The organism is Streptomyces sp. NPDC037013, from assembly GCF_055607265.1.
In genome coordinates this window covers 418,300-443,181 of the sequence record NZ_JBVJRV010000007.1, presented here as the reverse complement: position 1 = coordinate 443,181, position 24,882 = coordinate 418,300, and the positions used below count along the sequence as shown (strand labels likewise).

The following is a 24,882-nucleotide window of genomic DNA, read 5'->3' as shown; positions in this document are numbered from 1 at the left end:
CGATTCCCCTCAGGGAAACGCCAGAGCGTCCGGGCCGAGGGGCGGTACGAGTCCCTCGGCCGCGGCGCGCGTCAGCAGACCGCGGACGGCCGCGTAACCGTCCTCGCCGAGATCCGCCGTGAACTCGTTGACGTACAGCCCGATGTGCTGGTCCGCGACGGCCGGGTCCATCTCCTGCGCGTGCTCCAGGACGTACGGGCGGGAGGCCTCCGGGTCGTCCCACGCCATGCGGACCGAGGCCCGGGTGGCGTCCGCGAGCGAGCGCAGCGCCTCGGCGCCCAGCGACCGCTTCGCGATGATCGCGCCGAGCGGGATCGGCAGGCCCGTCGTGGCCTCCCAGTGCTCGCCCATGTCGGCGAGGCGGTGCAGTCCGTAGTTCTGGTACGTGAAGCGCGCCTCGTGGATGACCAGGCCCGCGTCGACCTTGCCGTCGCGCACCGCGGGCATGATCTGGTCGAAGGGCAGCACGACGATCTCGCCGACGCCGCCGTCGGCCAGCGTGTCCGCCGCCCAGAGCCGGAAGAGCAGGTAGGCCGTCGACTTCTCGCTGGGCACGGCGACGGTCCGGCCGGTCAGGTCGACGCCCGGCTCCCGGGTGAGGACCAGCGGCCCGCAGCCCCGGCCGAGGGCGCCGCCGCAGGGCAGCAGCGCGTACGAGTCCAGGACGTACGGCAGCACGGCGTACGACACCTTCAGGACGTCGAGGTCCGGATCCGTCGGGATCGAGGGCGCGGGCGAGGGGGAGGACAGGGCCTGGGATGCCGTGGAGTGCGCGGCCGCCGCGCGCTCGGCGATGCCGTTGGTGATGTCGATGTCCGCGAACGTGACGTCGAGTGCGGGCGCGCCCGGCACCCGGCCGTGCGCCCAGGCGTCGAAGACGAACGTGTCGTTGGGGCAGGGCGAGTACGCGATGCGCAGCGGGCGGTCCAGGGGGGCCGCCGGGGACTCAGTCGGATGGGATGCCATGTGTGTTCCAACTCCTCAGTACCGGCGCGCACTTCCCGAACGCGTCGCTCAGCGCGGCCAGCGCGTCACCGATCCGCCAGGCGGCGCGGTCGCGCGGGCCGACGGGATTGGAGACCGCGCGGATCTCCAGGACGGGCACGCCGTGCAGCGCGGCCGCCTCGGCGACCCCGAAACCCTCCATCGCCTCGGCCAGGGCGCCCGGGTGGCGCAGCCGCAGCCCGGCGGCGCGCTCGGCGGAGCCGGTCACGGTGGAGACGGTCAGGACGGTGCCGGTCGCGGCGCCACAGGCCTCTGCCACCTCCCGTACGAGGGAACGCGGCGGACGGTGGGTGACGGCGCCGAAGCCCAGCTCGGTGACGGGCGTGAAGCCGTCGGGGGTCTCGGCGCCCAGGTCGGCGACGGTGATCTCGTCGGCGACGACGAGCGAGCCGAGCGGGGCGTGCGGGGCGAAGCCGCCGCCGATCCCGGCCGAGACGACCAGGGCGTAGGGGCGGGCCGCGGCATCGGCACGGGCGAGTGCGGTCGCCGTGCCCGCCGCGGCCGCGGCCGGGCCCACGCCGACCGCGATGACATCGGCGTCGAGGCCGGCCTCCGCCAGCGCCCGGGCCACCGGGTCACGTTCGGCGGGGACCGCGGTGGCGACGAGGACGCGGGCGGCGGCGGGCCGGGCTGGGGTTACGGGCGAGGAGGACGTGGTCAGGAGTCCTTCTCGAACTTGAACGACCACAGGCCGGTCGCCTTCGACCCGGAGCCCTTGCCGCCCTCGAGGAGGCTGACGGTCGACTTGCTGCCGCCACCGCCGTACTGCTGGTTGAAGAAGACGCTGCCCGGGATCACCACGTACGTCTTCTTGCTGGCCTCGGTCAGCGGCTGACCGTTCATCAGCAGCGTCCAGCCCTTCTCGGCCATCTCCGGGTCGACGCCGAAGCGGACCTTCTCGTCGGGGTCGATCTTGACCGTCTTGACGTCCTTGTCCTGGAGGCAGGGCTTCAGCTGCGACTGCTTCAGCTCCTTGCCGTCGTTGTAGCAGGAGGCTTCGGTGTGCACCGAGTCGCTGCCGACCGTCACGGTGGCCAGCGGGGTCGGCTTGTCACAGGCCGAGAGGACGAGGAGTCCGGCGGAGACGGCGCCAAGGGCGGCCACGGTGCGGCGGCGGCGCGCCGCGCTGTTCACATTCGCGGCTCCGCCGCGGAGCAGGGAGGTCATGGCGGAAGGCTATCGGGCGCGCCGGGGGGTGCTGTTACGCGGGGGTCGCGGGCGTGCCGTGGGGGGGAGGGGGGTGGGGCTTGGGGGGTGCGTGTGGGGGGCGTGTGTGGGGGTGCGTGTGTGGGCCGAGCGTCCTGGGGGTGGTCGCGGGTCGGGGTGGGGGTCACACCACTCTGGTGCGGCGGGGGCCGCCACCGACGGGCCGGGCGTCCTGTGGGCGGCCGTGGGTCGGGGTGCGGGTCACACCACTTTGGTGTGGCGGGGGCTGCCACCGACAGGCCGGGCGTTCTGTGGGTGGCCGTGGGTCGGGTGGGGTCACATCACTCTGGTGCGGTGGAGGTCGCCGTGGCGGGCGGGGGTCACACCACCCGGGTGCGGCGGGGGCTGCCCCGGCGGGCGGAGGTGAGGAGGCCGCGTACGGTCGAGAGCCAGCCGATGGCGACGATCCCGGCCGCCACCGACAGGCCGAGCGTCCCCACCAGCGGCAGCGCGATGCCGATGCCGCCGCCGATCACCCACGCCATCTGCAGCAGCGTCTCGGAACGGGCGAACGCGGAGGTGCGGACCTCCTCCGGGACGTCCCGCTGGAGCAGCGCGTCCAGGGACAGCTTCGAGAGGGCCTGCGCGAAGCCCGCGCACGCGCCGAGACAGGCGACGCCCACCGCGCCGAAGAACAGCGCCGACATGACCGCCACGCCCAGCACCACCGCGACGACGGTCACGATGATGAGCTCCGGCGCCCGGGACTTCAGCCAGGCGCCCACGGCCGTGCCCAGCGCGTTGCCCGCCCCGGCCGAGACGCCCACTATGCCGAGCGAGACCGCCGCGCTCTGGCCCGCGAGCGGATGCTCGCGCAGCAGGAACGCCAGGAAGAAGATGAGGAAGCCGGAGAGACAGCGCAGCGCCGCGTTGGCGGCCAGGGCGTGGGTCACGGCCGGGCCCACCGTACGCAGCCCCATGCGCTTCTTGCGGCTGTCGTCGGCCGCCTGGGCGCGGGCGTGCAGGTGCAGGTGCTCCTCGTCGGCGGCGAGCAGCGCCTTGCTCTCGCCCTTCGAGGAGTCGACCTTCGGCGGCAGCGAGAACGACAGGAACATGCCGGAAACGAAGATCACGAAGGCGCCGTACAGGGGCCAGCGCGGCCCGAGCGCCTGTAGCCCCGCCCCGATAGGCGCCGCGACGGCGGTCGCCAGCAGGCCGCCCAGGGTGACGCGAGAGTTCGCCTTGACGAGGGAGAAACCGAGCGGCAGCAGCCGCGGCACCACGGCACTTCTGACCACGCCGTACGCCTTGGAGGCGACCAGCACGCCGAGCGCGGCCGGATACAGCTCCACGCTGCCCGTCACGACGGCACCCGACAGGACCAGGGCGAGCAGGGCGCGGGCCAGCATCGCACCGGCCATCGCGGCGCGGCGGCCGTGCGGAAGCCGGTCGAGGAGCGGCCCGATGACGGGGGCGAGAAGCGTGAACGGCGCCATGGTGATGGCGAGGTAGAGCGCGACCCGGCCGCGCGCCTCGTCGGTCGGCACCGAGAAGAACACGGTGGAGGCGAGCGCGACGGTGATCATCACGTCGCCGGCGCCGTTGACCGCGTGCAGCTCGATCAGCTTGCCGAGCCCCGACTCGCCCGCTCCATGGGCATGGGTGGCCTTGCGGATGCCGCGGGCCGTACCGGTGAACGGGAGGTGCAGGGCGCGCCCCAGCGCACGCGCGGTCCGCCTCGCCGGGCCCGGCGAGACGGTTCCTACGGACATCGACCTTGTGGGGGCCACTCCGTCATAGTGCCCTGTTGGGGCGCTGCTAGTGCGAATACTGGCTGTGAGCCGTGGCGTGGGGATTTGTGGCCCGGCACGGCGGCTCTCCCCACCCACCCACCGGTTTGCCCCGCGCCGCGGGGTGGGGGTGGGTCGGACTACCTGGGGCCACCGGGAAGCCCCTGCCCCGCCCACCCGCCCGTTGCCCTGCGCCGCCCTGTTCCGCCGCTGCGCGGCGGGTCTCCCCACCCGCCCACCCGTTTGCCCCGCGCCGCGGGGCGGGGGTAGGTCGGACTGCCTGGGGCCCCGGGTAACCCTCCCTGTCCCGCCTACCCGCCTGCCGGGGTTGCCCTGCGCCGCAGGTGGGGGCGGTGGTTGCTTGGTTGTCTCGGTCGGGAGGCCGATATGGGCGGGTGGGTGGGGAAAACGCCGCGTAGCGGCGACGGGTGGGGGTTGGGTGCTGGGGGAGTGGTGGGGCGGGTGGGTGGGGAGTACGCCGCGTAGCGGCGGCGCGCCGCCGGTTCCGTGCCGGGGGCGTGGGCTCGCCGGGGACGTGACCGCGTGGCGCGCGGATTGGGCCCCGGCACGGAACCACCGGTGGGGCCTCGCAGCGGGATCGCCGGGGGCGTGAGCGCGTGGCGCGCGGATGTGGGCTCCGGCACGGAACGGGCGGCGCGGCCTCGCAGTGGGCTCGCCGGGGACGTGACCGCGTGGCGCGCGGATTGGGCCCCGCCACGGAACCACCGGTGAGGCCTCGCGCAGGGCCGCCCCCACGGGCCCGGAAGGGCCCGAAAGCGCTCGGAGCGGCACGTTCCGAGTACGTCTCGGGGCGCGGCGACGTACGTCGGTGTAGGCCCAGGGGCCAGGAGAAGGTAGCGTGCGTAGCGCGCCTGCGGCGGTTGTTCTTGGCCGCGCGCCTCTCGGTCATCCCGCAGAATGGGTGACGTAGGCGCGCCCCAGAACGTCGGGCGCGGACGTTGACGCGGCCCTCTGGTCCGCTCCGTCCGTACCCCCGCGTAAGGGTGGCGCACTCGTGAGACGGCGTAGGAGAGAAGCGATACTTGTGAGCGCAGCGACAACGCGAAGCCGTACCCCGCGCACCCCGCGTACCCCGGACCGCCTGTGCGCCGAGGCGGTCGGCCTGGCACGTGCCGCGGCCGAGGAGGCCGCCGCGCCCGGTGTGGTCGGTGAGCATGTCGAGGTCGTCGTGGAGGGCGACCGCGTCGTCACACACCTCTTCGAGTGCAAGGAATTCGGCTACCGCGGCTGGCGCTGGGCGGTGACGGTCGCCCGCGCCTCGCGGGCCAAGTTCGTCACGCTCGACGAGACGGTGCTGCTGCCGGGCCCGGACGCTCTCCTCGCCCCGGAGTGGGTGCCGTGGAGCGAGCGCCTGCGCCCGGGCGACATGGGCCCGGGTGACCTGCTGCCCACGGACGCCGAGGATCTGCGCCTGGAGCCCGGTTTCACGGGTGAAGAGGAGCCGCCGCCGAACTCCGTCGTGTCGGAGGAGATGGCCGAGCTCGTCGAGGCGGAGGACGCCGAGGTCACGACCGGGACGCCGGCCGAACTGCCGGTCGTGCCCGCCCGCGGCTCGATCGCCGCGGTCGCCGACGAACTGGGCATGCGGCGGGCGAGGGTCCTCTCCCGTTACGGCCTGCATGTCGCCGCGGACCGCTGGGACGAGGCACACGGCGCGAAGACCGCGATGGCGCAGGCGGCGCCCGCGGCGTGCGTCAGCTGCGGCTTCCTCGTACGGATCGGTGGCTCGCTCGGACAGGCGTTCGGCATCTGCGCCAATGAGTTCGGGCCCGCGGACGGCCAGGTGGTCTCGCTGTCGTACGGGTGCGGTGGGCACTCGGAGGCGGCGGTCATGCCGAAGCCGCCGAGGCCGGCGCCGCCGGTCCTGGACGAGACGCGGGTGGACGTACTGCCGCTGCGTCCGGCGGCGGATTCCGGTTCGGTGAGCGTGGAGGACCCGAGCGAGGACCTCGGCCACTCGTAGTTCCGGCGGCGGATGGCGGGGCTGGTCGGACACCCACGGAGCCCGGCGTACCGGCGCGCCCACACATCGGCGCGACCGCGCCCGGCACAGCTCTCCGCCCTAGGCAGAACACCTTGCCCGCCGCCGAGCCCGGCACCGCTTGGTCTTGGACGTACTGCCGCTGCGTCCCGTGGCGGATTCCGGTCAGGTGGGCGTGGAGGGCTGATCGAGCACCCACGCAGTCCGGCGTACCGGCGTGCCCACGCATCGGCGTGCCGGTGCGACCGAGTCACCGCGCCCGGCACCGCTCTCCGCCTCGGCAGAACACATGGCCCGGGCACAAACGGGCACGCCACCTGCCGGAACGTTCCCGCCCCGTCCCCCAACCACCCGTCATGCCGAAGCCGCCGAGCCCGACTCCGCCGGTCTTGGACGCACTGCTGCTGCGTCCCGCGGCGGATTCCGGTCAGGTGGGCGTGGAGGGCTGGTCGGACACCCACGGAGCCCGGCGTACCGGCGTGCCCACGCATCGGCGTGCCGGTGCGACCGCCTCACTGCCTCACTGCCTCACCGCCTCACCGCGCCCGCCACCCCCCTCCGCCCCCGGCAGAACACCTTCCCCGGGCACAAGCAGCCACGGCACGTGCACCCCGCCCCCGTCCCCGGCCCCACCCCCTGTCCCCGGCCCCACCCCTTGTCCCCGTCCCCGGCCCCACCCCCAACCCCACCCCAACCCCGTCCACCCCCCCCTCCCCCTCCGCGATACCGTTCGCCGCGGGGGAAAGTCCCAGATCGCGTGGGCCGACGCAGAGGAGAGACGACCGTGAGCAAGACCGTGCGGCCGGCAGCCGAAGGTACTGATCCGTTCGGCACCGCCCGGCTGCGGCGCGGGGTTCTCGACGCGTGGGCGGCGGCCCCGGCGCGGTTCCGTGAGGACGCGAACGCCGAAGAGGACCTCGCCCTCGGCGGTTACCGCGACCGCCTCGTCGTGGAGCTCGCCCAGAACGCCTCCGACGCCGCCGCCCGCGCGGGCGTGCCGGGACGGCTGGCGCTGACCCTGCGCGGCGGCGTCCTCGCCGCGGCCAACAGCGGCGCCCCCCTCGATGCCGCGGGCGTCGAGTCCCTCTCCACCCTCCGCGCCTCCGCCAAGCGGCAGGACACCGGCGACGAGACGACGAGCGAAGCGGGAGAGGGTGGCGCGCGCGTCGCCGATGCCGGCAGTGTCGGCCGCTTCGGCGTCGGCTTCGCCGCCGTTCTCGCCGTCAGTGACGAGCCCGCCGTCGTCGGACGCACCGGCGGTGTCCGCTGGTCGCTCTCCGAGGCCCGCGAACTCGCCGCCGAGACCGCCCGGTTCAGCCCGGGTCTCGGGGACGAGATCCGGCGCAGGGACGGTCACGTCCCGCTCCTGCGGCTGCCCCTCGCCGCCGAGGGTTCCGCCCCGGAGGGGTACGACACCGTCGTCATCCTGCCGTTGCGCGACGCCGCCGCCGAGGACCTGGTGGCCCGGCTGCTCGACGACGTCGACGATGCGTTGCTCCTCGCCCTGCCCGGCCTGGAGGAAGTCCGCATCGAGACCGCGGACGGGACGGCGCGCACGCTGCGGCGCCGCGTCGAGGACCCGTACACCGTGGTCGAGGACAGCCGTGACGGCACGACGCGCTGGCGCACCGCCACGGCGCGCGGGCCGCTGGACGCCGCCCTTCTGAAGGGGCGGCCGGTCGAGGAGCGGCTGCGGCCGCACTGGTCCGTGACCTGGGCCGTGCCGGTGGGGCGCGACGGCGGTCCCGAGCGGCCCCGCACCACCCCGGTCGTGCACGCGCCGACGCCGAGCGACGAGCCGCTTGGCGTACCGGCGTTGCTCATCGCGTCGTTCCCGCTGGACACCGCGCGGCGGCATGCCGCGCCGGGGCCGTTGACGGATTTCCTGGTGGAGCGGGCGGCGGACGCGTACGCGGAACTGCTGGCCGCGTGGCGGCCGGTGACCGAGGACATCATCGGGCTCGTGCCGGGACCGCTGGGCCAGAGCGAGCTGGACGGCGCGCTGCGCCAGGGCATCCTGGCGCGGCTGCCCCGTACCGCCTTCCTGCCGCCCGCCCTGCCCCGGCCCGAGGGCGGCGAGGACGAGCTGCCCGAGGCGCTGCGGCCGCGGGACGCGGAGGTCGTGGAGGGTGCCGGGGCCGACACGGTCCGGGTCCTTGCCGAGGTGCTGCCGAGTCTGCTGCCCGCGGGGCTGGAGCGCCGTGCGGAGCTGCGCACCCTCGGGGTGGCGCGGGTGCCGCTGACCGAGGCGATCGACCGGCTGGCGGGGCTCGATCGGGAGCCGGGCTGGTGGCGGCGGTTGTACGACACGCTGGCCGGCGTGGACCCGGACCGGTTGTCCGGACTGCCGGTGCCGCTCGCCGGTACGGGCATGGGGGCGGGTACGGGAGCGGGAGCGGGTACGGGTGTTGCCGGGGCTCCTGCGGGCACCTCCGCGGATTCCGCCCCTGCCCTGCCCCCGGACCTGGGTCCGGACTTGGACCCGGCCCCCCATCTCGACCTGGACGGCCCCTTCCGTTCCGGTCCCTTCGGGTCCGGGTCCGGGTCCGGGTCCTCCGGCGTGCGGACGACCATCGGGCCGCGGCAGGTCCTGCTGCCAGGACCCGACGGCGGCATGGGCGGCTCCGATCCCGCCGTGCTGGCCCGCCTCGGCCTGAAGATCGCCCATCCGGAGGCCGTCCACCCGCTCCTGGAGAAGCTCGGCGCGCTGCCCGCCACGCCCCGGGCCGTCCTCACCACGCCGCAGGTCCGTGCCGCCGTGGCCGCCTCCCTCGACGACGACACCTGGGACGAAGAGGCGCCGGACGCCGAGGAGTTGGCTGAGGTCGTCCTCGCGCTGGTGCGGGAGGCGAATCTCGCGCCCGGCGACGAACCGTGGCTCGGCGCGCTGGCGCTGCCCGACGAGGAGGGCGAGCTCGCCCCGGCCGGTGAACTCGTCCTGCCGGGCAGTGACTTCGCCCGGATCATGCGCGAGGACGAACTGGCGCGGGTCGACCAGGAGTTGGCCGACCGGTGGGGCGAGCAGCCGCTGGCCGCCTGTGGGGTGCTCGCCACCTTCGCCCTGGTGCGCGCCACGGACGTGGTGCTCGACCCCGACGAACTGGAGCCGCGCGAGGGCGACTTCGCCGAGCCGGACGACGCGGGCCTGCTGGACGCCGTGGACGTGTGGTGCGAGGACGTGCTCGACCGGCTGCCTGAGACCCCGGTGCCGCCGGTGGCGACGGAGATCGTGGCGGTACGGGATCTCGACCTGGTCGACGACGACTGCTGGCCGCAGGCTCTTGCGATGCTGTCGCGGCCGCCGCTGCGGGACGCGCTGACCCAGCCCGTGCGGGTACTGCTGCCGGACGGCACGACGGAGACCGTCCGTTCGTACACGGCGTGGTGGCTGCGCGGGCACCCGGTGCTGGACGGGCGACGCCCGGCCGGGCTGCGGGCGGCGGGCGGCGATCCGCTCCTGGCCGGCCTGTACGACGCGGCGGACGCGTCCGGGTTCGGCGACGAACAGGTGCTGCGCGCGCTCGGCGTACGTACGTCCGTCGCCGCGCTGCTGGAGGAGCCGGGCGGGGCGGCCGAGCTGCTCGACCGGCTCGCGGACCCGGAGCGGCCCGTCACGCCCGCGCAACTGCACGCCCTGTACGGGGCGCTGGCCGATCTCGACCCCGAGCAGGTGACGCTCCCGGACGAGCTGCGCGCGGTGGTCGACGGCGAGGTGGTGGTGGTCGACGCGGCGGACGCGGTGGTCGCCGACGCGCCTGACCTGCTGCCGCTGGCCGGTGGGGTGGCGCTGCTGCCCGTGGAGCCGCGCAAGGCGGGCGATCTGGCCGAGCTGTTCCAGGTGCGGCGGCTGAGCGAGACGGCGGCCGTGGAGCCTTCGGGCGAGGGCGTCGAGCATGCGGTGCCGGAGTCGGTGCGGAGCCTGCTCGGGGAGGGGACTCCGGAGACGTACGTCGAGTACGACGAGCTGGTTGCGGGCGGTGTGGAGCTGGACTGGCGCCGCACCCCGGACGGGGCCGTGCACGCGGCGACCCTGGAGGGTGTCGCCGCGGGTCTCGCCTGGGCGGCGGGGCAGTGGCCGCGCCGTTTCGAGGTGGCGGCGCTCCTCGAAGACCCGTCCCGGACGGCGGAACTGGCCCGGGACCGCTGGTTCGACTGACCCCCTCACGGAGTGCAGGGTTCCGCTCCGCCGCCATCCGGGGGCGGGCCGGGGCGGAACCCAGCATTCCGTAAGCCGGTCACATTTTCTTCACTTGTCGTACAACCACGCGCCCCTGTCACGGGTCTGATCTTGCGAGTCAACAGACTCCTAGATCACTGGGACCCCGCGTGACGGCGTGCAACGCACCGCGGGCCCCCTTCTCCACTTGGGGAAACACATGCGCATCCGTGCCACCGTGGCCGCACTGTCCGGCACCCTGGCCCTTTCCGCACTCGCCGTCCCGGCCGCCCAGGCCGTCGACGGCCCGGCCGCCCCGAAGCTGGCCGCCGCTGTCGCCGAGGTCGCCAAGGGCGCCGACGCCCGCGCCGATGTGGGCGACACCAAGGTCACCAAGGTCTCCGTCAACGGCGGCAAGGACGTGACGCTCGGCACCACCGAGAAGAAGAAGTTCACCCTCTCCGTCACCGCGACCGACCCGTCGGGCATCGCGGCCGGCAGCGCCTTCCTCTGGCACGGCCCGGACAAGGACCACGCCGACGCCGTCCTCACCCCGGACGACTTCGTGGGCAAGTGCGTGGTCGTGAACGAGACCACCTCGACCTGCACCGTCACCATCGTCGCCGACCCGAAGATCGACCTCTTCGCGAACACCGCGGCCGGCGGCGGCTGGAAGGTCTACGCCTCCGTGTCGGGCAACGAGGGGGGCGAGGCCGACGTCGACGGCTTCCCGGCCGACGCCCGCGTCCTGCGCGCCGCCAAGCTCACCACCAACGCCTCCCCGGAGCCCGTCAAGAAGGGCAAGACCATCACGGTCACCGGCGCCCTGACGCGCGCCAACTGGGAGACCTCGAAGTACGCCGGCTACACCAAGCAGGACGTGAAGCTGCAGTACAAGAAGAAGGGTGCCAGCAGCTACACCACCCTGAAGACCATCAAGTCCGACACCAAGGGCAACCTGAAGACCACGGTGACGGCCTCGGCCGACGGCTACTACCGTTACGTCTTCGCGGGCACGTCCACGACCCCGTCCGTGACCTCCACGGCTGACTTCATCGACGTCCGGTAGCCGGCCGCCCCGCTAGGCGGGGAAGCGGCGGTCCACCCAGCGGTAGACGAACTCGACGGCCAGTGAGGCCACCGCCGCGATCGCGACCGCCGCCCACGGCATCGTCGTGCCCACCAGCTTCAGCTGGAAGAAGTCCTGGAGCCAGGGCACGGTCAGCACGAGCAGGAAGCCGAGACCCATCGCGCCGATCAGGCCGACCCGCCACCACGTGTAGGGGCGGGCGATGATGGCGAGGACCCACATGGCGATCAGGAACAGCGCCAGGGTCGCCGCACTGGTCTCGGCTTCCCGCGCGCCCGCGCCGTCGTAGTGGTGCCGGGCCAGGATGTACGTCAGGAAGGTCGCGACCCCCGCGATCACCCCGCCCGGGATCGCGTACCGCATGACTCTGCGGACGAAGTGCGGTTTCGCGCGCTCCTTGTTGGGGGCGAGCGCGAGGAAGAACGCCGGGACGCCGATGGTGAGCGTGGAGAGCAGCGTCAGGTGGCGCGGCAGGAAGAGGTACTCGACCTGTGAGCAGACCACAAGCAGCGCGATGATCACCGAGTAGACGGTCTTCACCAGGAACAGCGTGGCGACGCGCGTGATGTTGCCGATGACGCGGCGGCCCTCGGCGACCACCGAGGGCAGCGTCGCGAAGCTGTTGTTGAGCAGCACGATCTGGGCGACCGCCCGGGTGGCCTCCGAGCCCGAGCCCATGGAGACGCCGATGTCGGCGTCCTTGAGGGCGAGGACGTCGTTGACGCCGTCGCCCGTCATCGCGACCGTGTGGCCGTGCGACTGCAGGGCGCCCACCATGTCGCGCTTCTGCTGCGGGGTGACGCGGCCGAAGACCGTGTGGTCGTCGAGCGCCTGCGCCATTCCGTCCCGTTCGGTGGGCAGCTTGCGGGCGTCGACCGTGTTGTCGGCGCCGGGCAGGCCGAGTTTGCCGGCGACCGCGCCGACCGAGACGGCGTTGTCACCGGAGATGACCTTGGCGGCGACGTCCTGCTCCTCGAAGTAGCGCAGGGTGTCGGCGGCGTCGGGGCGCAGCCGCTGTTCGAGGACGATCAGGGCGGTGGCCTCGGCGCCGGCGGCCGGGTCCGGGGCGTCGAGGTCGCCGGAGGCGCGGGCCAGCAGCAGGACGCGCAGGCCCTGCTGGTTGAGCTCCTCGATCTCGGTGAGGGACGGGTCGCCGTCGGGCAGCAGCACGTCGGGCGCGCCGAGCAGCCAGGTCGAGTCGGTGCCGTCGCCCTCGCTGAAGGAGGCGCCGCTGTACTTGCGGGCCGAGGAGAAGGGGAGCGACTCGGTGCAGCGCCACTCGTCGCTGTCGGGGTAGGCGTCGATGATCGCCTGGAGCGAGGCGTTGGGGCGCGGGTCGGATTCGCCGAGGGCGCCGAGGACCTTGCGTACGTACGTCTCGTCGCCGCCGTTCAGGGGGCGCAGCTCGGTGACGTCCATGCCGCCCTCGGTGAGGGTGCCGGTCTTGTCGAGGCAGACCGTGTCGACGCGGGCGAGCCCCTCGATGGCGGGGAGTTCCTGTACGAGGCACTGCTGGCGGCCGAGGCGGATCACGCCGATCGCGAAGGCCACGGAGGTGAGGAGGACGAGCCCCTCGGGGATCATGGGGACGATGCCGCCCACGGTGTAGGCGATGGACTCCTTGAAGTTGTCGTCCTTGACGACGAGCTGGGAGATGACCAGGCCGATGGAGGTCGGGATCATCAGCCACGTCACGTACTTGAGGATCGTGGAGATGCCGGAGCGCAGCTCGGAGTGGACGAGCGTGAAGCGGCTCGCCTCCTCGGCGAGCTGGGCGGCATACGCCTCGCGGCCGACCCTGGTCGCGGTGAAGGCGCCGCCGCCGGCGACCACGAAGGAGCCCGACATCATCTTGTCGCCGGGTTTCTTGACGACGGGGTCGGCCTCGCCGGTCAGGAGGGACTCGTCGATCTCCAGGCTGTCGGTCTCGACGGCCTCGCCGTCGACGGGGATCTTGTCGCCGGGGCCGAGCTCGACGAGGTCGCCGAGGACGATCTCGGAGGTGGAGATCTCGGTGGCCTCGCCGTCGCGCCGGACGGTGGGCTTGGCCTCGCCGATGACGGCGAGGGAGTCCAGGGTCTTCTTGGCGCGCCACTCCTGGATGATGCCGATGCCGGTGTTGGCGACGATCACGAAGCCGAAGAGGCTGTCCTGGATCGGCGCGACGAAGAGCATGATCACCCAGAGCACGCCGATGATGGCGTTGAAGCGGGTGAAGACGTTGGCCCGGACGATCTCGCCCAGCGAGCGGGAGCTGCGCACCGGTACGTCGTTGACCTCGCCGCGGGCGACCCGCTCGGCGACTTCCGCCGCGCTCAGGCCGGTGGCCCGGCCGGTGTCACGGCCCGTGGGGGGCGGCACCGGGTGGACCGGGTCGAGTTCGGCGCCCGCGTCGATATGCGTCATGCATTCGACGGTAAGGGTGGTTGTGGGGCTTCACCCCTTGAATGTCCAGAAGATCCGACCACGGTAGGAGGCGTCCCCTCCCGTGGTCGTACGGATCGGGGGCGCCGCCCGGGCGGTTCTACTGCGGCTGGGAGGCCTTGGCGCGCTTGATGGCCGCGTCGCGGCCCCGCACGTACCAGATGCCGATGAGGCCGAGGCCGCCGCCGGCCAGGCAGGTCCACACCCACCAGGTGGTGCCGCGGTCGTCGAACCAGCCGTAGAACGGGAGCTGGACGAGGAAGAGGACGAACCAGAGGATCGTGCCGCCCGTGATGGTGGCGACGACGGGGCCCTCCAGGGGCTCCGGCGCCTCGTGCTTGGGGGTCCACTTCGCCATGGGTACAGCTTACGAGGCGGCCGCCCCGGCTCGTACACCCGTTGCCCCCCAAGGGTCTACGCGCGGAGATAGCGATTTCTCTCTCATGTATTCATACTGAAACGGCTCGTTAATGGCCGATTGCTTTCGTATGAAATCACAAGTCGATCAATTGTCCTGGTCGACCAGACGCCATTGCTGAACGGTCTTCCCCATCTCTGAGTCCACGAGGTTCCGCATGCCTTCCTCGGCCACTGCCCCGGTCGACGCCAGCAAAGAGCCGCCGCAGCCCCCGAAGAACGGGCTCGACGGCTTCTTCAGGATTTCCGAGCGGGGCTCGACCCTGGCCAGGGAAGTCCGCGGCGGCTTCGCCACCTTCTTCGCGATGGCCTACATCGTCGTGCTGAACCCGATCATCCTGGGCAGCGCGAAGGACATGTACGGGCATCAGCTCGACAACAAGCAGCTGGTCACCGCGACCGTGCTGACCGCGGCCCTCACCACGCTCCTGATGGGCGTCATCGGCAACGTCCCGATCGCGCTCGCCGCCGGCCTCGGCGTCAACACCGTCGTCGCGCTCCAGCTCGCGCCCCGCATGTCGTGGCCCGACGCGATGGGCATGGTCGTCCTCGCCGGCTTCGTGGTGATGCTGCTCGTCGCCACCGGCCTGCGCGAACGCGTGATGAGCGCCGTGCCGCTCGGCCTGCGCAAGGGCATCGCGATCGGCATCGGCCTCTTCATCATGCTGATCGGCCTCGTCGACTCCGGCTTCGTCTCGCGCATGCCGGACGTCGCGCACACCACCGTGCCGCTCCAGCTCGGCGGCGACGGCCACCTCAACGGCTGGCCCGTCCTGGTCTTCGCGCTCGGCGTGCTGCTCACCCTGGCGCTGCTCGTCCGCAAGGTGCCGGGCGCCATCCTCATCAGCATCGTCGTCATGACCGTCGTCGCGATGATCATCAACGCCGTCGCGGAGGTCCCCTCCTGGGGGCTGACCACCCCGGAGTGGCCCGGCAACCCCGTCTCGTCGCCGGACTTCGGGCTCGTCGGCCAGATCAGCCTCTTCGGCGGTTTCCACAAGGTCGGCGTCCTCACCGGCGTGCTCTTCGTCTTCACCGTGCTGCTGTCGTGCTTCTTCGACGCGATGGGCACGATCATGGGCGTCGGCGACGAGGCCGGCCTGACCGACGCCGACGGCAACATGCCCGGCATCAGCAAGGTGCTCTTCGTCGACGGCATCGCGGTCGCCGCGGGCGGCGCCTCGTCCTCCTCCGCCACCACCTGTTTCGTGGAGTCCACGGCGGGCGTCGGCGAAGGGGCCCGCACGGGCTTCGCCAACGTCGTCACGGGCGGCCTCTTCGCCGTCGCGCTCTTCCTCACGCCGCTCGCCACGATGGTCCCGTCCCAGGCCGCCACGCCCGCGCTGCTCGCGGTGGGCTTCCTGATCCTCTCCGGCTCCATCCGGCAGATCGACTGGGCGGACCACACGATCGCCATCCCGGCGTTCGTGACGATGCTGATGATGCCGTTCACGTACTCGATCACCAATGGCATCGGCATGGGCTTCATCACCTTCACCGTGCTGCGGCTGGTGGCCGGGCGGGGCCGTGAGGTGCCGGTCGCGATGTACGCGGTGTCGGCGGTCTTCGCCTTCTACTACCTGATGCCGGCGCTGAACCTCACCTGAGGCGCGGGCCCGGGGCGGTCACGCCGCCCCGTAGAACTTCTCTGTCTCCGCGACGGACGTCTTGAACCGTTCGTCGAAGTCGTCGCGAATGAGCGTCCGGACCACATAGTCCTGGACGCTCATTCCTCTTTTGGCCGCGTGCTGGCGGAGCCGTTCGAGCAGCTCACCGTCTATGCGCAGGCTGAGCACTGGCGATCCCATGCGTGACAGGGTCCACGCGGCCCGGCGGCCGGTGCGTCACTTTCTGGCACCGCCTCACTCGTTCGGGTGAGGAAATGGTTCGGGGGTGGCCCTCTGGGATACCGGGTGGTCTTTAGCCAGGGTAATGAGTTACGCTAACAAACATGCCGGACCTCTCCCATGGTGACGACGCCGTCGCCGTGAACGCCTTGCGCTCCGCTGTGATGCGCCTGTCCCGTCGACTCAAGCACCAGCGGGTCGACGAGTCGCTGAGCCCGACCGAGATGTCGGTGCTCGGCACCCTCGCCCGCTGCGGCTCCGCCACCCCGGGCGAGCTCGCCCGCAAGGAGCACGTGCAGCCGCCGTCGATGACCCGCATCGTCGCCCTGCTGGAGGCGAAGGGCCTGGTCCGGCTCGAGCCGCACCCCGAGGACCGTCGCCAGAAGGTGGTGACCCAGACCGAGACCGCCGAGGCCATGCTCGAAGAGAGCCGCCGCAAGCGGAACGCCTGGCTCGCCTCACTGACCGAGAGCCTCGACGACGACGAGTGGGCCCGGCTGCGTGCCGCCGCCCCCGTACTGGAGAAGCTCGCACACCTGTAGTCCCGCGGCATCCCGCGGGCACTCCCGCCGCCCGCGGGAGCCATCCGCACGCCAAGGAGGCGAACCTACTTTGAGTACGGGATCCGGAGCAGACTCCGCCCCCGCACCAACCGCCCTCGACACCCCTGCCCACCCCCGCAAGACCTCGATGTTCAGCTCGCTGAAGATCCGCAACTACCGGCTCTTCGCGACCGGAGCCGTCGTCTCGAACACCGGCACCTGGATGGCCCGCATCACCCAGGACTGGCTGGTCCTGAGCCTGACGGGATCCTCCGCGGCCGTCGGCATCACCACGGCCATGCAGTTCCTGCCGATGCTGCTCCTCGGCCTGTACGGCGGCGTCATCGCCGACCGCTTCGCCAAGCGGAACCTGCTCTTCTTCACCCAGGGCGCGATGAGCCTCAGCGGGCTCTTCCTCGCCGCCCTCACGCTCAGCGGCCACGTCCAGGTCTGGCACGTCTACGTCGCGGCCTTCTTCACCGGCCTCGTGACCGTCGTCGACAACCCGACGCGGCAGTCCTTCGTCTCCGAGATGGTCGGCCCCGACCAGGTCCGCAACGCGGTCTCGCTGAACTCCGCCAACTTCCAGTCCGCCCGCCTCATCGGCCCCGCCGTGGCGAGCGCGCTGACCGCCGCCGTCGGACCGGGCTGGGCGTTCCTCGCCAACGGCCTCTCCTTCCTCGCGCCGCTCACCGGCCTGATGCTGATGCGCACGAGCGAGCTGCACCACACGCCGCGCAAGCCGCGCGGCAAGGGGCAGCTCAGGGAGGGCCTGAACTACGTCTCGAAGAACCCCGAACTGATCTGGCCGATCGTCCTCGTCGGCTTCATCGGCACCTTCGGCTTCAACTTCCCGATCTGGCTGAGCGCCTTCGCGGACGACATCTTCCACGGCGGCGTGGGGATGTACGGGCTCTTCAACACCCTCATGGCGATCGGCTCACTGGCCGGCGCGCTGCTCGCGGCCCGCCGCGGCACGTCGCGGCTGCGGCTGCTCGCCGGGGCGGCCATCGCCTTCGGCGTGCTGCAGATGGCGGCCGCCTTCGCGCCCGAGCTGTGGATGTTCGTCGCGCTGATCGTGCCGATCGGCATCCTCGGCCTGACGGTGAACGTCACCGCCAACTCCTCGGTCCAGATGGCCACGGATCCGGAGATGCGGGGCCGTGTGATGTCCCTGTTCATGATGGTCTTCACCGGCGGCACCCCGCTCGGCGGCCCGCTCTTCGGCTGGCTCGCCGACGCCTACGGCGTCCGGGTCAGCATGGCCGCCGGCGGCCTCGTCTGCGCGCTCGCCGCGGTCGGCGTCGGCCTGATGCTGGCCCGCGCGGCGAACCTGCGCCTCAAGGTGGACCTGCGCCGCGGCCACCGGCACGTGCAGTTCGTCCCGCGAGAGCGGGAACTGGCCACCGCGGCGTAACGCCGGCCGACCGCCGCCACGACGGGCGTGAGCCAACGCGTGAGGGTGACGTCCGTCCTCTGGTGCCGGTGAGCGGCGACGCGATGGGGTGCGCCCTGCTCGGGCGGAGCCGGAGCTCGGGGTGGGGAGTCGGCCCCCCCGACGACAACGCGGCAGAGGGTGGCGTCCGTCGTTCGGTGCCGGTGGGCGGCGGCCGGTGCGTGCGGCCGCGAGGTGCCGGTGAGCGGCGACGCGATGGGGTGCGCCCTGCTCGGGCGGAGCCGGGAGCTCGGGGTGGGGAGTCGGCCCCCCGACGGCAACGCGGCAGAGGGTGGCGTCCGTCCTTCGGTGCCGGTGAGCGGTGGCCGGTGCGTGCCCCCGCTCGGGCGGAGCCGAGAGGTCGGGGGAGTCGGCCCCCGACGACAACGCGGCAGATGTGCGTGCCGGACCCCGCGCCCCGCGCCAGGACCCGCCGGGGGCGGGCGACTAGCGTCGACGGTCATGAGACTCTTCGCCGCCCTCCTCCCGTCCGAGCCGGCCGCCTCCGAACTGGGCGCCGCCGCGCACGCGTTGCGGCGGTTGCCCGGCGCGGACGCGCTGCGCTGGACGGAGCGCGACAGCTGGCACTTCACGCTCGCGTTCATGGCGGAGGTCGACGAGGGCGCCGTGCCGGACCTCGCCGCCCGCCTGGAGCGGGCCGCGCGCCGCACGCCGCCCTTCGCGCTCGCCCTGCGCGGCGGCGGGCACTTCGGTGACCGGGCGCTGTGGGCGGGGGCGACCGGGGACGTGGCCGCGCTGCGGCTGCTCGCCGGGCGGGCGGACGCGGCGGCCCGCAAGGCGGGGATCGCGATGGAGGAGGGGCACCGCCCCTACCGGCCGCACCTGACGCTGGCGCGGGGGAGCGGCGCGACGCCGCTCGGGCCGTTCGCCGACGCGCTCGGCTCCTTCGAAGGCACCGCCTGGACCGTACGGGAGCTCACCCTCGTCCGCAGCACCCTGCCGCGCAGCGGGGTGCCGGGGGAGCGGCCCCGGTACGAGGCGGTCGGGCGCTGGTCACTGGGAGGCGGCTCGGGGGAGCCGGGCCGGGCCGGTTAACCTCGACGTGTGGACCCGAAAACCAGAAACCGGATCATGGCCGGCGTGCTCGTGCTGATGTTCGTCGTGGTGGCGGTGGCGGCCGCGGTCGGCAACTAGAGCCTGCCGGCCCGCCGCCCCGCGGCCACCAGGCCGAGGATCTCCTCGGTGTGGCCCCCGCCGACGCTCCGACCGGAGCGTGTGGGTCAGTCGCGCGCGAAGTCCGTGGTCGTGAGGGTGAGGCCGATGAAGGTGTGGGTCAGGTCGATCTCCTGACCGAAGTCGACCTTCGTCTCGACGCGATAGTCGCCGTCCTTGGGCTGGGTGTAGAGATGGCATTGGCCCTGGTAGGGGTCGACGACGAGATAGACGGCGACTTCGGCGGTGGCGTACCCGGTCTTCTTGGGGCCGTAGTCATTCGCCCCCGTGCTGCGGGAGATCACTTCGGCGACGAATTCGACGTCGTGGCAGAGAAAGCCGCCCTGCCTCGTGCGTTCGGCGTCTTCGGCGATCAGTGCCACGTCACTGCAGAAGGCGTTGAGCTCACCCGGGTAGTCGATGCGCACGTCCGACAGCACGCGCCGGCGCGGATACTTGGCCCTCAGCTGTTCGACGATGCCCAGGGTGATGTCCCAATGGTTGGCGCGCTGTGGCGTCATGTGCACGGCCCCCTCGACGATGTCGATCTTGTATCCCTCGAGGAAGGGCCCGTGCTCCAGCGTCTCGAACATCTCGTCCAAGCGCGTGGTGTTGTCGTCGGCCATGGCGATCCTGTCGGTCTCTGCGACGGTCATCGTGGCGCTCCTCCCCGGCCGCCCCCGGTCGAGTACGGCCGCGCGGTACAACGATACGCACGGAGCCGCGGTCACGTCCGGTCACGAGCCGCCCAGCCACCCCGCCACCCTGCCGCGTCGAGCCGGGGCGGTGGGTCAGTCGTGGGGGAAGTCGTCCGTCTTCAGGGCGAGGTCGATGACGGTGCCGGTCAGGTCGATCTCGTCGCCGAAGTCGGACCTCGACTCCGTGCGGTACTCGCCGTCCTTGGGGTCGGTGTAGACGTGGCAGCGGGCCTGGTAGGGGTCGGCGATGAGGTAGACCGGCACCTCTGCCCGCGCGTACGCGGCCTTCTTCGGGCCGTAGTCGTTCAGGCCGGTGCCCCGCGAGACGACCTCGGCGACGAACTCGACGTCCTGGTGGCGCCAGCGGCCTTTCTCGTCCGGCTCCGCGCCGTCCTTCAGCTTCGCGAGGTCGGGGCAGAATCCGTTCTGGTCTCCGGGGAAGTCGATGCGTACGTCCGTCATCACCAGGGTGTCCCGACCGAACCGGTCGTCCACGGCGTAGAGCACCCTCCGGATGATCTGCCAGTGCACGTTCCGCCGCGGCACCATGAAGACGGCCCCCTCGACGACCTCTGCCTTGATTCCCTCGGGGACCATCCGCTCGATGAGCTCGAACCATCGGTCCAAGTCCCATTCGGCGTTGTCGTCGGCCATGGCGATCCTGTCGGTCTCTGCGACGGTCATCGTGGCGCTCCTCCCGGGCCGCCCCCGGTCGAGTACGGCCGCGCGGTACAACGATACGCACGGAGCCGCGGTCACGTCCGGTCACGAGCCGCCCAGCCACCCCGCCGCGTCGAGCCGGAACGCCTCCGGTGAGACGACCGTGCGCAGCCCCGCCTCCAGGTCGCCGAGGCGCCGGGCGCCGAGGGACGACGCCCACTCCGCCCGCAGCTCGTCGAAGATCGCCGCCGAGCGCCGGAGCGCGTCGAGCCCGCGCGGGGTGAGGCGGACCAGTTTGCGGCGGGCGTCGCCCGGGTCGTCGGTGCGGGCCGCGTAGCCGACGGCGATGAGGCGGTCCACCGTCTTGCCCGCCGCCTGCTTGGAGACGCCGAGGCGCCGCCCCACCTCGCTGGCCGTGGCGCCGCCGGCGCCGATGGCCTGCATCGCGAAGCCGTGGACGGGGCGCATGTCCGGGTGCCCCTGGCGGGCGAGTTCGGCGTGCAGGCGGTCGATCAGCGTGCGGAACCCCGCGAAGAGGAGCAGCGGGAGTTCGTACCCCGGCGTGTCCGCGGGCACTGACCCCTTGCCGTCATCGACAACCTGGTTTACCTTCTCATCGTCAACCATGTTGTCCATTTTAGGGCCGCGCAGGCCCACAGGGGGTACGCCATGTTCGCCGTCCACACACCCGAAACCGCACCGCCCGCCTCCCGCCCCGCCATGGCGAAGACCGCGGCCGCCTTCGGCAAGGTGCCGGACGCGGTGGCGCGCCTCGCCGAGTCGCCGGAACTCCTCAACGGCTTCCTGGAGTTGAGCGCCTCCTTCGAGCGCTCCACGCTGGAACCCCTCGCCCGCGAGACCGTCATCATGACGATCGCCGTCCGCAACGACTGCCACATCTGTGTGGCCCTGCACACGGGCAAGCTGCGGGCGCTGGGCGCGGGCCCGGACCTGGTCGCCGCGCTGCGCGAGCAGCGCGCGCTGCCCGACGAACGCCTCGAAGCGGTGCGGGCGTTCACGCTGGAGGTCCTCGCCACGGCCGGTGGCGTCGGCGACGAGGAACTGGCGGCGTTCCTCGCGTACGGCTACACCGAGCGCAACGCCCTCGAAGTCGTCCTGGGCATCGGCACGTACACGCTGTCGACGCTGGCGAACCGGCTCACCCGGGCCGTGTGAGGGGTCACCTGGGCGGGGTGATCGCGTGCGCCAGGAAGGCGGTCCAGGCGGCGGGGGCGACGCGGAGGGTGGGGCCGGTTCGGGGGGCGTTCTTCGAGTCGCGGATGTGGATGGCGGTGGGGGATTGGGCGACCTCTATGCATTCGTTGCCCTGGCTGCCGCTGTAACTCGACTTGTGCCAGTCGAGGGCTACCTCCAGGCATTCGCCGCCCTGGCCGCTGCTGTGGCTGCTTTTGAACCAGTTCAAGGTCGTGCTCATAGCGTGCGTGCCACCTCATCAATCAACTTCGCTGACTCAACGGGGCTGAGAGCCTGGGCTCGCAGGATCCCATATCGAGCGAACATGTGGCCCAGCTCGGGCTGTTGGTCGACGAAGTAGCCGTTACTCGGCCCCTCGACGTAAGCGAGCTGGCGGTTGTCACCTGTCTCCAGGAGGATCATGGGGCCGTCCAACCCAGCATGGTCCTCTCGGTCGGTCGGCATCACTTGGATCGAGATGTTGCGCCGCGTCCCCAGCTCGGCGAGGTGGCCCAGCTGCTCCTTGAGCGTCTGCTTGCCGCCGAGCGGGCGGCTGAGTGTGTGCTCCTCCAGGACGAAACCGGTGATCGGCGCGGGCCTACGGTGCAGAACCTTTTGACGGTCCAGGCGGGCAGCGAGCCTGATCCCGATTTCGTCGTCCTCCAGAGGCGGGCATTGGACCTCGAAGGTAGCCAGTGCATACGCCTCCGTTTGCAACAGCCCTGGAATTACGTGATTCGCGTACATGTAGATCGCGATGGCATGCGCCTCCAGGTCCACATAGTCCTCGAACCACGTCGGGTACCGGCGCACCTGCAACTCAATGCCCGCTGCAAGAAGTGCACCTTGTGCACCCAGAACCTCATCCGCGATCTCGACGAGGTTCCCCTTGGGCGGGCGCTCTCCCCGCTCCACCATCGCCACTTGCGACTTGGAGTACCCCACATGATTGCCGAGGCTCTCCTGAGTCATCCCGGCCCGTTCGCGGAAGAACCGCAGCAACGCCCCGAACATCTCCAGGTTCCCCGAACCACGTTCACCGGAGTGCACAACATCCTCCCCAAGTGCACGGCCCCGCACGTCCCTTGCGCAGCCCTGGTCACAGTATGTGAGCAGCCGTAAGCATTTTCCGCATGAACCGGGAAACCTCATCACTCAGGGTCCACGACTGGATCCCCGCGGCGGGCCACGCCCTGCGGCACGCCGGGATCCACTTCGACGCGGTCCGCGTCGGCGGCGTCCTCGGCGAGCTGACCACGTACGAGCTGCAGCAGTTCACCGACTTCCGCGCGGGGCCCGTCATCCGCGAGGCGACCGGCGGGCGTTACTTCTACTTCCTGCTGGCCCCGTGCACGGCCGCCGCGTACGACTGGCCGGCCGGAACACGCCCCCTGAGCCGGGACGCGGGGGGCCTCGCCTACGTGGGCGTGCCCGCGCTCGACGGCTACACGTGGCCGCTTGACTGGCAGTCGTATCCGACGGCCAAGGACCCGTTCGTGGACGGGGCGTTGCTCTACGAAGCGGTGAGGCGGGCGGGGCGCTGAGCGTAGGGGCCGCCGATGCCCCAGGCCTGGGAGAGGGCGTCCGCGAAGGCCGACGCCAGCTTGTGCTCGCCGCTCGCGTTCGGGTGCGTGCCGTCGTACGTGTCGACGTGGATGTCGTACGACGGCGGGCGCGAGGCGAGGAGCAGCGGGGAGCGCGACGTGTCCAGGTCGGCGACGGCCTTGCCGAGGAGTTCGTTGAAGCGGGCGACCTCGGCGGCGAAGGGGGCGTCGGACTCGGCCCGGATGTTCGGTATGACGGGGAGCAGGACCATCCGGACGCCGGGGTTCGCCGTGCGGGCGGCGGTGACGAAGGCGTGGACGTTGGCCGCGGTCTGTTCCGCGTTGGTGTAGAAGCCCAGGTCGATCAGGCCGAGGGAGATGAGGAGGACGTCGGCGGGGTCGCGGGTGAGCGCCCCCGCGATCCGCGGGGCCATGTGCAGCCAGCCCTCGCCCCACCCGGCCAGGTGCCGGCGCGGGAAGTCGGGGGACGCGTCGGCGTAGTCGTGGGAGAGGGGCTCGCCCGCCGCCTTGTCGTAGAGGGCGGTGCGCGGGCCGACCACGGCGGTGCCCTCGGGGCCGAGGGTGGCGCACAGGTGCTGCCACATGCGGAAACGCCAGGTGAGTTCCCCGGCGCTTCCGATCGTCATCGAGTCGCCGATGAACATGAACCTGAGCATCCGGTCATCATCGCGGATCAGGGGCGCCGCCTGCGATGTGAGGCTGAGCACGCCGCCCGCGCGGGCGGATGGCACGCTTGGGCCCATGCGTTCGCTTCGGGCTGTTCCGTCTGTTCTCGCCGGTGCCGTGCTGGCCTTCGCCGTCGCCGTGCCCGCCGCGGCCGACGACCACGACGGGTTCACCATCAAGGACCCACGGATCGTCGAGTCCAGTGGCCTGGCCGCGTCCCGCGCCCACCCGGGCATCTACTGGACGCACAACGACCAGGACAAGGGCGCCTTCCTCTACGCGGTCGACTCGAAAACCGGTGAGACGGTCGCCACCGTCACGATGACCGGCGTGGGCGCGCCGCGCGACGTCGAGGCGATCTCGGTCGGCAGCGACGGGAACATCTACGTCGGCGACATCGGCGACAACCTCAACGGCACCTGGAAGAACGTCTGGATCTACAAGCTGCCCGAGCCGAAGACGCTGAAGGACCAGTCCATCCGCGCCACCCAGTACGTCGTGAAGTACGCCGACGGGGCGCGGGACGCGGAGGCGCTCATGGTGCACCCGAAGACCGGGCGGATCTACATCGTGAGCAAGAACGAGGACGGCGGCGGCCTGTACGAGAGTCCCGAGCGGATGTCGGCCTCGGGCACGAACGTCTTCCGGCGGGTCGCCGAGATCGACCTGTGGGTGACCGACGGCGCCTTCTCGCCGGACGGCGAACAGCTCGCCCTGCGCGGGTACTTCGGGGGCGTCTGGTACGAGTGGCGGGGCGACGGCGAGAAGCCGCGACGCAAGGGCCGGCTGAGCGTGCCGCTGCAGCGCCAGGGCGAGTCCCTCACGTACACGACCGACGGCACGACCCTGATGTACGGCTCCGAGGGCGTGCACAGCGAGGTGGAGCCCGTGGAGGCGCCCGGCGGGGGTGGCGGCAAGGGCTCCTCGTCGGACAACGGGGGCACGGCCCGCGAGGGCGACGATCCCTTCCTCTCCGGGAGCCTCAAGACGGGCGCCATCGTCGTCGGGGGCGTCCTGCTCGTCGTGTTCGGCCTGAAGCGTCTGGGGCGGCGCGGCGGCAGGTGACGGGGAG

The 24,882-nt window shown here is 72.0% G+C and carries 23 protein-coding genes; 10 read left to right on the top strand and 13 right to left on the bottom strand.

What is annotated here, in order from left to right; genetic code table 11:
* Window positions 1-9 precede the first annotated feature (9 nt).
* The 4 genes from ACZ7DY_RS27380 to ACZ7DY_RS27365 form a co-directional block, all read right to left on the bottom strand.
* Window positions 10-966: a 1,4-dihydroxy-6-naphthoate synthase gene (locus ACZ7DY_RS27380; RefSeq protein WP_471139467.1), complete on the bottom strand. Its 957-nt coding sequence runs from the start codon at window positions 964-966 to the stop codon at window positions 10-12.
* On the bottom strand, window positions 947-1,666 hold the full coding sequence (locus tag ACZ7DY_RS27375) for a futalosine hydrolase (protein WP_471139915.1): 720 nt from the start codon (window positions 1,664-1,666) through the stop codon (window positions 947-949). The genes ACZ7DY_RS27380 and ACZ7DY_RS27375 overlap by 20 nt, the downstream gene beginning before the upstream one ends.
* Entirely contained in the window at window positions 1,663-2,172 is a 510-nt protein-coding gene (locus ACZ7DY_RS27370; RefSeq protein WP_471139465.1) for a DUF2771 domain-containing protein, read from the bottom strand. Before ACZ7DY_RS27370 ends, ACZ7DY_RS27375 begins: the two co-directional genes overlap by 4 nt.
* A 359-nt stretch (window positions 2,173-2,531) precedes the next feature.
* On the bottom strand, window positions 2,532-3,923 hold the full coding sequence (locus tag ACZ7DY_RS27365) for an MFS transporter (RefSeq protein ID WP_471139464.1): 1,392 nt from the start codon (window positions 3,921-3,923) through the stop codon (window positions 2,532-2,534).
* A 1,063-nt stretch (window positions 3,924-4,986) separates the two neighbouring features.
* Between ACZ7DY_RS27365 and ACZ7DY_RS27360 the strand changes: the two genes are divergently transcribed.
* From ACZ7DY_RS27360 to ACZ7DY_RS27350, 3 genes are all read left to right on the top strand, one after another.
* Window positions 4,987-5,925, top strand: a complete 939-nt coding sequence (locus tag ACZ7DY_RS27360) for a DUF3027 domain-containing protein (protein WP_471139463.1) — start codon at window positions 4,987-4,989, stop codon at window positions 5,923-5,925.
* 802 nt (window positions 5,926-6,727) lie between these two features.
* The gene (locus ACZ7DY_RS27355; RefSeq protein WP_471139462.1) at window positions 6,728-10,099 is read left to right on the top strand and encodes a sacsin N-terminal ATP-binding-like domain-containing protein; all 3,372 of its coding nucleotides are present in this window, start codon (window positions 6,728-6,730) and stop codon (window positions 10,097-10,099) included.
* 220 nt (window positions 10,100-10,319) lie between these two features.
* Window positions 10,320-11,168 carry a calcium-binding protein gene (locus ACZ7DY_RS27350; RefSeq protein WP_471139461.1) on the top strand — a complete coding sequence of 283 codons (849 nt, stop codon included), beginning with the start codon at window positions 10,320-10,322 and terminating at the stop codon, window positions 11,166-11,168.
* 12 nt (window positions 11,169-11,180) lie between these two features.
* Here the strand turns inward: ACZ7DY_RS27350 and ACZ7DY_RS27345 are convergent, their stop codons facing one another.
* On the bottom strand, window positions 11,181-13,595 hold the full coding sequence (locus ACZ7DY_RS27345; protein WP_471139460.1) for a cation-translocating P-type ATPase: 2,415 nt from the start codon (window positions 13,593-13,595) through the stop codon (window positions 11,181-11,183).
* A gap of 118 nt (window positions 13,596-13,713) precedes the next feature.
* The gene (locus ACZ7DY_RS27340; protein ID WP_471139457.1) at window positions 13,714-13,971 is read right to left on the bottom strand and encodes a DUF2530 domain-containing protein; all 258 of its coding nucleotides are present in this window, start codon (window positions 13,969-13,971) and stop codon (window positions 13,714-13,716) included.
* Window positions 13,972-14,188: 217 nt separating this feature from the next.
* Here ACZ7DY_RS27340 and ACZ7DY_RS27335 point away from each other — a divergent pair, with 217 nt between their 5' ends.
* Entirely contained in the window at window positions 14,189-15,637 is a 1,449-nt protein-coding gene (locus ACZ7DY_RS27335) for an NCS2 family permease (protein ID WP_471139455.1), read from the top strand.
* A gap of 18 nt (window positions 15,638-15,655) precedes the next feature.
* Here ACZ7DY_RS27335 and ACZ7DY_RS27330 read toward each other — a convergent pair whose 3' ends face one another.
* Window positions 15,656-15,838, bottom strand: coding sequence for a ribbon-helix-helix protein, CopG family (locus ACZ7DY_RS27330; RefSeq protein WP_471139453.1), 183 nt, complete (start codon window positions 15,836-15,838; stop codon window positions 15,656-15,658).
* A gap of 143 nt (window positions 15,839-15,981) precedes the next feature.
* Between ACZ7DY_RS27330 and ACZ7DY_RS27325 the strand changes: the two genes are divergently transcribed.
* The 3 genes from ACZ7DY_RS27325 (at window position 15,982) to thpR (ending at window position 18,910) form a co-directional block, all read left to right on the top strand.
* The gene (locus ACZ7DY_RS27325) at window positions 15,982-16,419 is read left to right on the top strand and encodes a MarR family winged helix-turn-helix transcriptional regulator (protein ID WP_471139451.1); all 438 of its coding nucleotides are present in this window, start codon (window positions 15,982-15,984) and stop codon (window positions 16,417-16,419) included.
* Between the two features lie 70 nt (window positions 16,420-16,489).
* The gene (locus ACZ7DY_RS27320) at window positions 16,490-17,836 is read left to right on the top strand and encodes an MFS transporter (protein ID WP_471139449.1); all 1,347 of its coding nucleotides are present in this window, start codon (window positions 16,490-16,492) and stop codon (window positions 17,834-17,836) included.
* Between the two features lie 480 nt (window positions 17,837-18,316).
* On the top strand, window positions 18,317-18,910 hold the full coding sequence (gene thpR, locus ACZ7DY_RS27315) for an RNA 2',3'-cyclic phosphodiesterase (RefSeq protein ID WP_471139447.1): 594 nt from the start codon (window positions 18,317-18,319) through the stop codon (window positions 18,908-18,910).
* 185 nt (window positions 18,911-19,095) lie between these two features.
* On the opposite strand, the gene ACZ7DY_RS27310 is transcribed toward thpR, so the two are convergent.
* From ACZ7DY_RS27310 to ACZ7DY_RS27300, 3 genes are all read right to left on the bottom strand, one after another.
* Window positions 19,096-19,683 carry a Uma2 family endonuclease gene (locus tag ACZ7DY_RS27310; protein ID WP_471139444.1) on the bottom strand — a complete coding sequence of 196 codons (588 nt, stop codon included), beginning with the start codon at window positions 19,681-19,683 and terminating at the stop codon, window positions 19,096-19,098.
* A 135-nt stretch (window positions 19,684-19,818) separates the two neighbouring features.
* Complete coding sequence (locus ACZ7DY_RS27305) at window positions 19,819-20,409, bottom strand: Uma2 family endonuclease (RefSeq protein ID WP_471139441.1); 591 nt, start codon at window positions 20,407-20,409, stop codon at window positions 19,819-19,821.
* Window positions 20,410-20,490: 81 nt separating this feature from the next.
* The gene (locus tag ACZ7DY_RS27300) at window positions 20,491-21,012 is read right to left on the bottom strand and encodes a MarR family winged helix-turn-helix transcriptional regulator (protein WP_471139439.1); all 522 of its coding nucleotides are present in this window, start codon (window positions 21,010-21,012) and stop codon (window positions 20,491-20,493) included.
* 42 nt (window positions 21,013-21,054) lie between these two features.
* Here ACZ7DY_RS27300 and ACZ7DY_RS27295 point away from each other — a divergent pair, with 42 nt between their 5' ends.
* Window positions 21,055-21,561: a carboxymuconolactone decarboxylase family protein gene (locus ACZ7DY_RS27295; protein ID WP_471139436.1), complete on the top strand. Its 507-nt coding sequence runs from the start codon at window positions 21,055-21,057 to the stop codon at window positions 21,559-21,561.
* A gap of 4 nt (window positions 21,562-21,565) precedes the next feature.
* Here the strand turns inward: ACZ7DY_RS27295 and ACZ7DY_RS27290 are convergent, their stop codons facing one another.
* Both ACZ7DY_RS27290 and ACZ7DY_RS27285 read right to left on the bottom strand, forming a co-directional pair.
* Window positions 21,566-21,820, bottom strand: coding sequence for a DUF397 domain-containing protein (locus tag ACZ7DY_RS27290; protein WP_471139435.1), 255 nt, complete (start codon window positions 21,818-21,820; stop codon window positions 21,566-21,568).
* Window positions 21,817-22,629 (bottom strand): helix-turn-helix domain-containing protein, encoded by an 813-nt coding sequence (locus ACZ7DY_RS27285; protein WP_471139433.1) that lies wholly within the window; start codon window positions 22,627-22,629, stop codon window positions 21,817-21,819. The genes ACZ7DY_RS27290 and ACZ7DY_RS27285 overlap by 4 nt, the downstream gene beginning before the upstream one ends.
* Before the next feature lie 83 nt (window positions 22,630-22,712).
* On the opposite strand from ACZ7DY_RS27285, the gene ACZ7DY_RS27280 reads away from it, so the two are divergent.
* Window positions 22,713-23,123, top strand: a complete 411-nt coding sequence (locus ACZ7DY_RS27280; protein WP_471139430.1) for a hypothetical protein — start codon at window positions 22,713-22,715, stop codon at window positions 23,121-23,123.
* Here ACZ7DY_RS27280 and ACZ7DY_RS27275 read toward each other — a convergent pair.
* The gene (locus tag ACZ7DY_RS27275) at window positions 23,093-23,800 is read right to left on the bottom strand and encodes a GDSL-type esterase/lipase family protein (protein ID WP_471139428.1); all 708 of its coding nucleotides are present in this window, start codon (window positions 23,798-23,800) and stop codon (window positions 23,093-23,095) included. The genes ACZ7DY_RS27280 and ACZ7DY_RS27275 overlap by 31 nt on opposite strands.
* An 85-nt stretch (window positions 23,801-23,885) precedes the next feature.
* On the opposite strand from ACZ7DY_RS27275, the gene ACZ7DY_RS27270 reads away from it, so the two are divergent.
* On the top strand, window positions 23,886-24,875 hold the full coding sequence (locus tag ACZ7DY_RS27270) for a TolB-like translocation protein (protein WP_471139426.1): 990 nt from the start codon (window positions 23,886-23,888) through the stop codon (window positions 24,873-24,875).
* Window positions 24,876-24,882 lie beyond the last annotated feature (7 nt).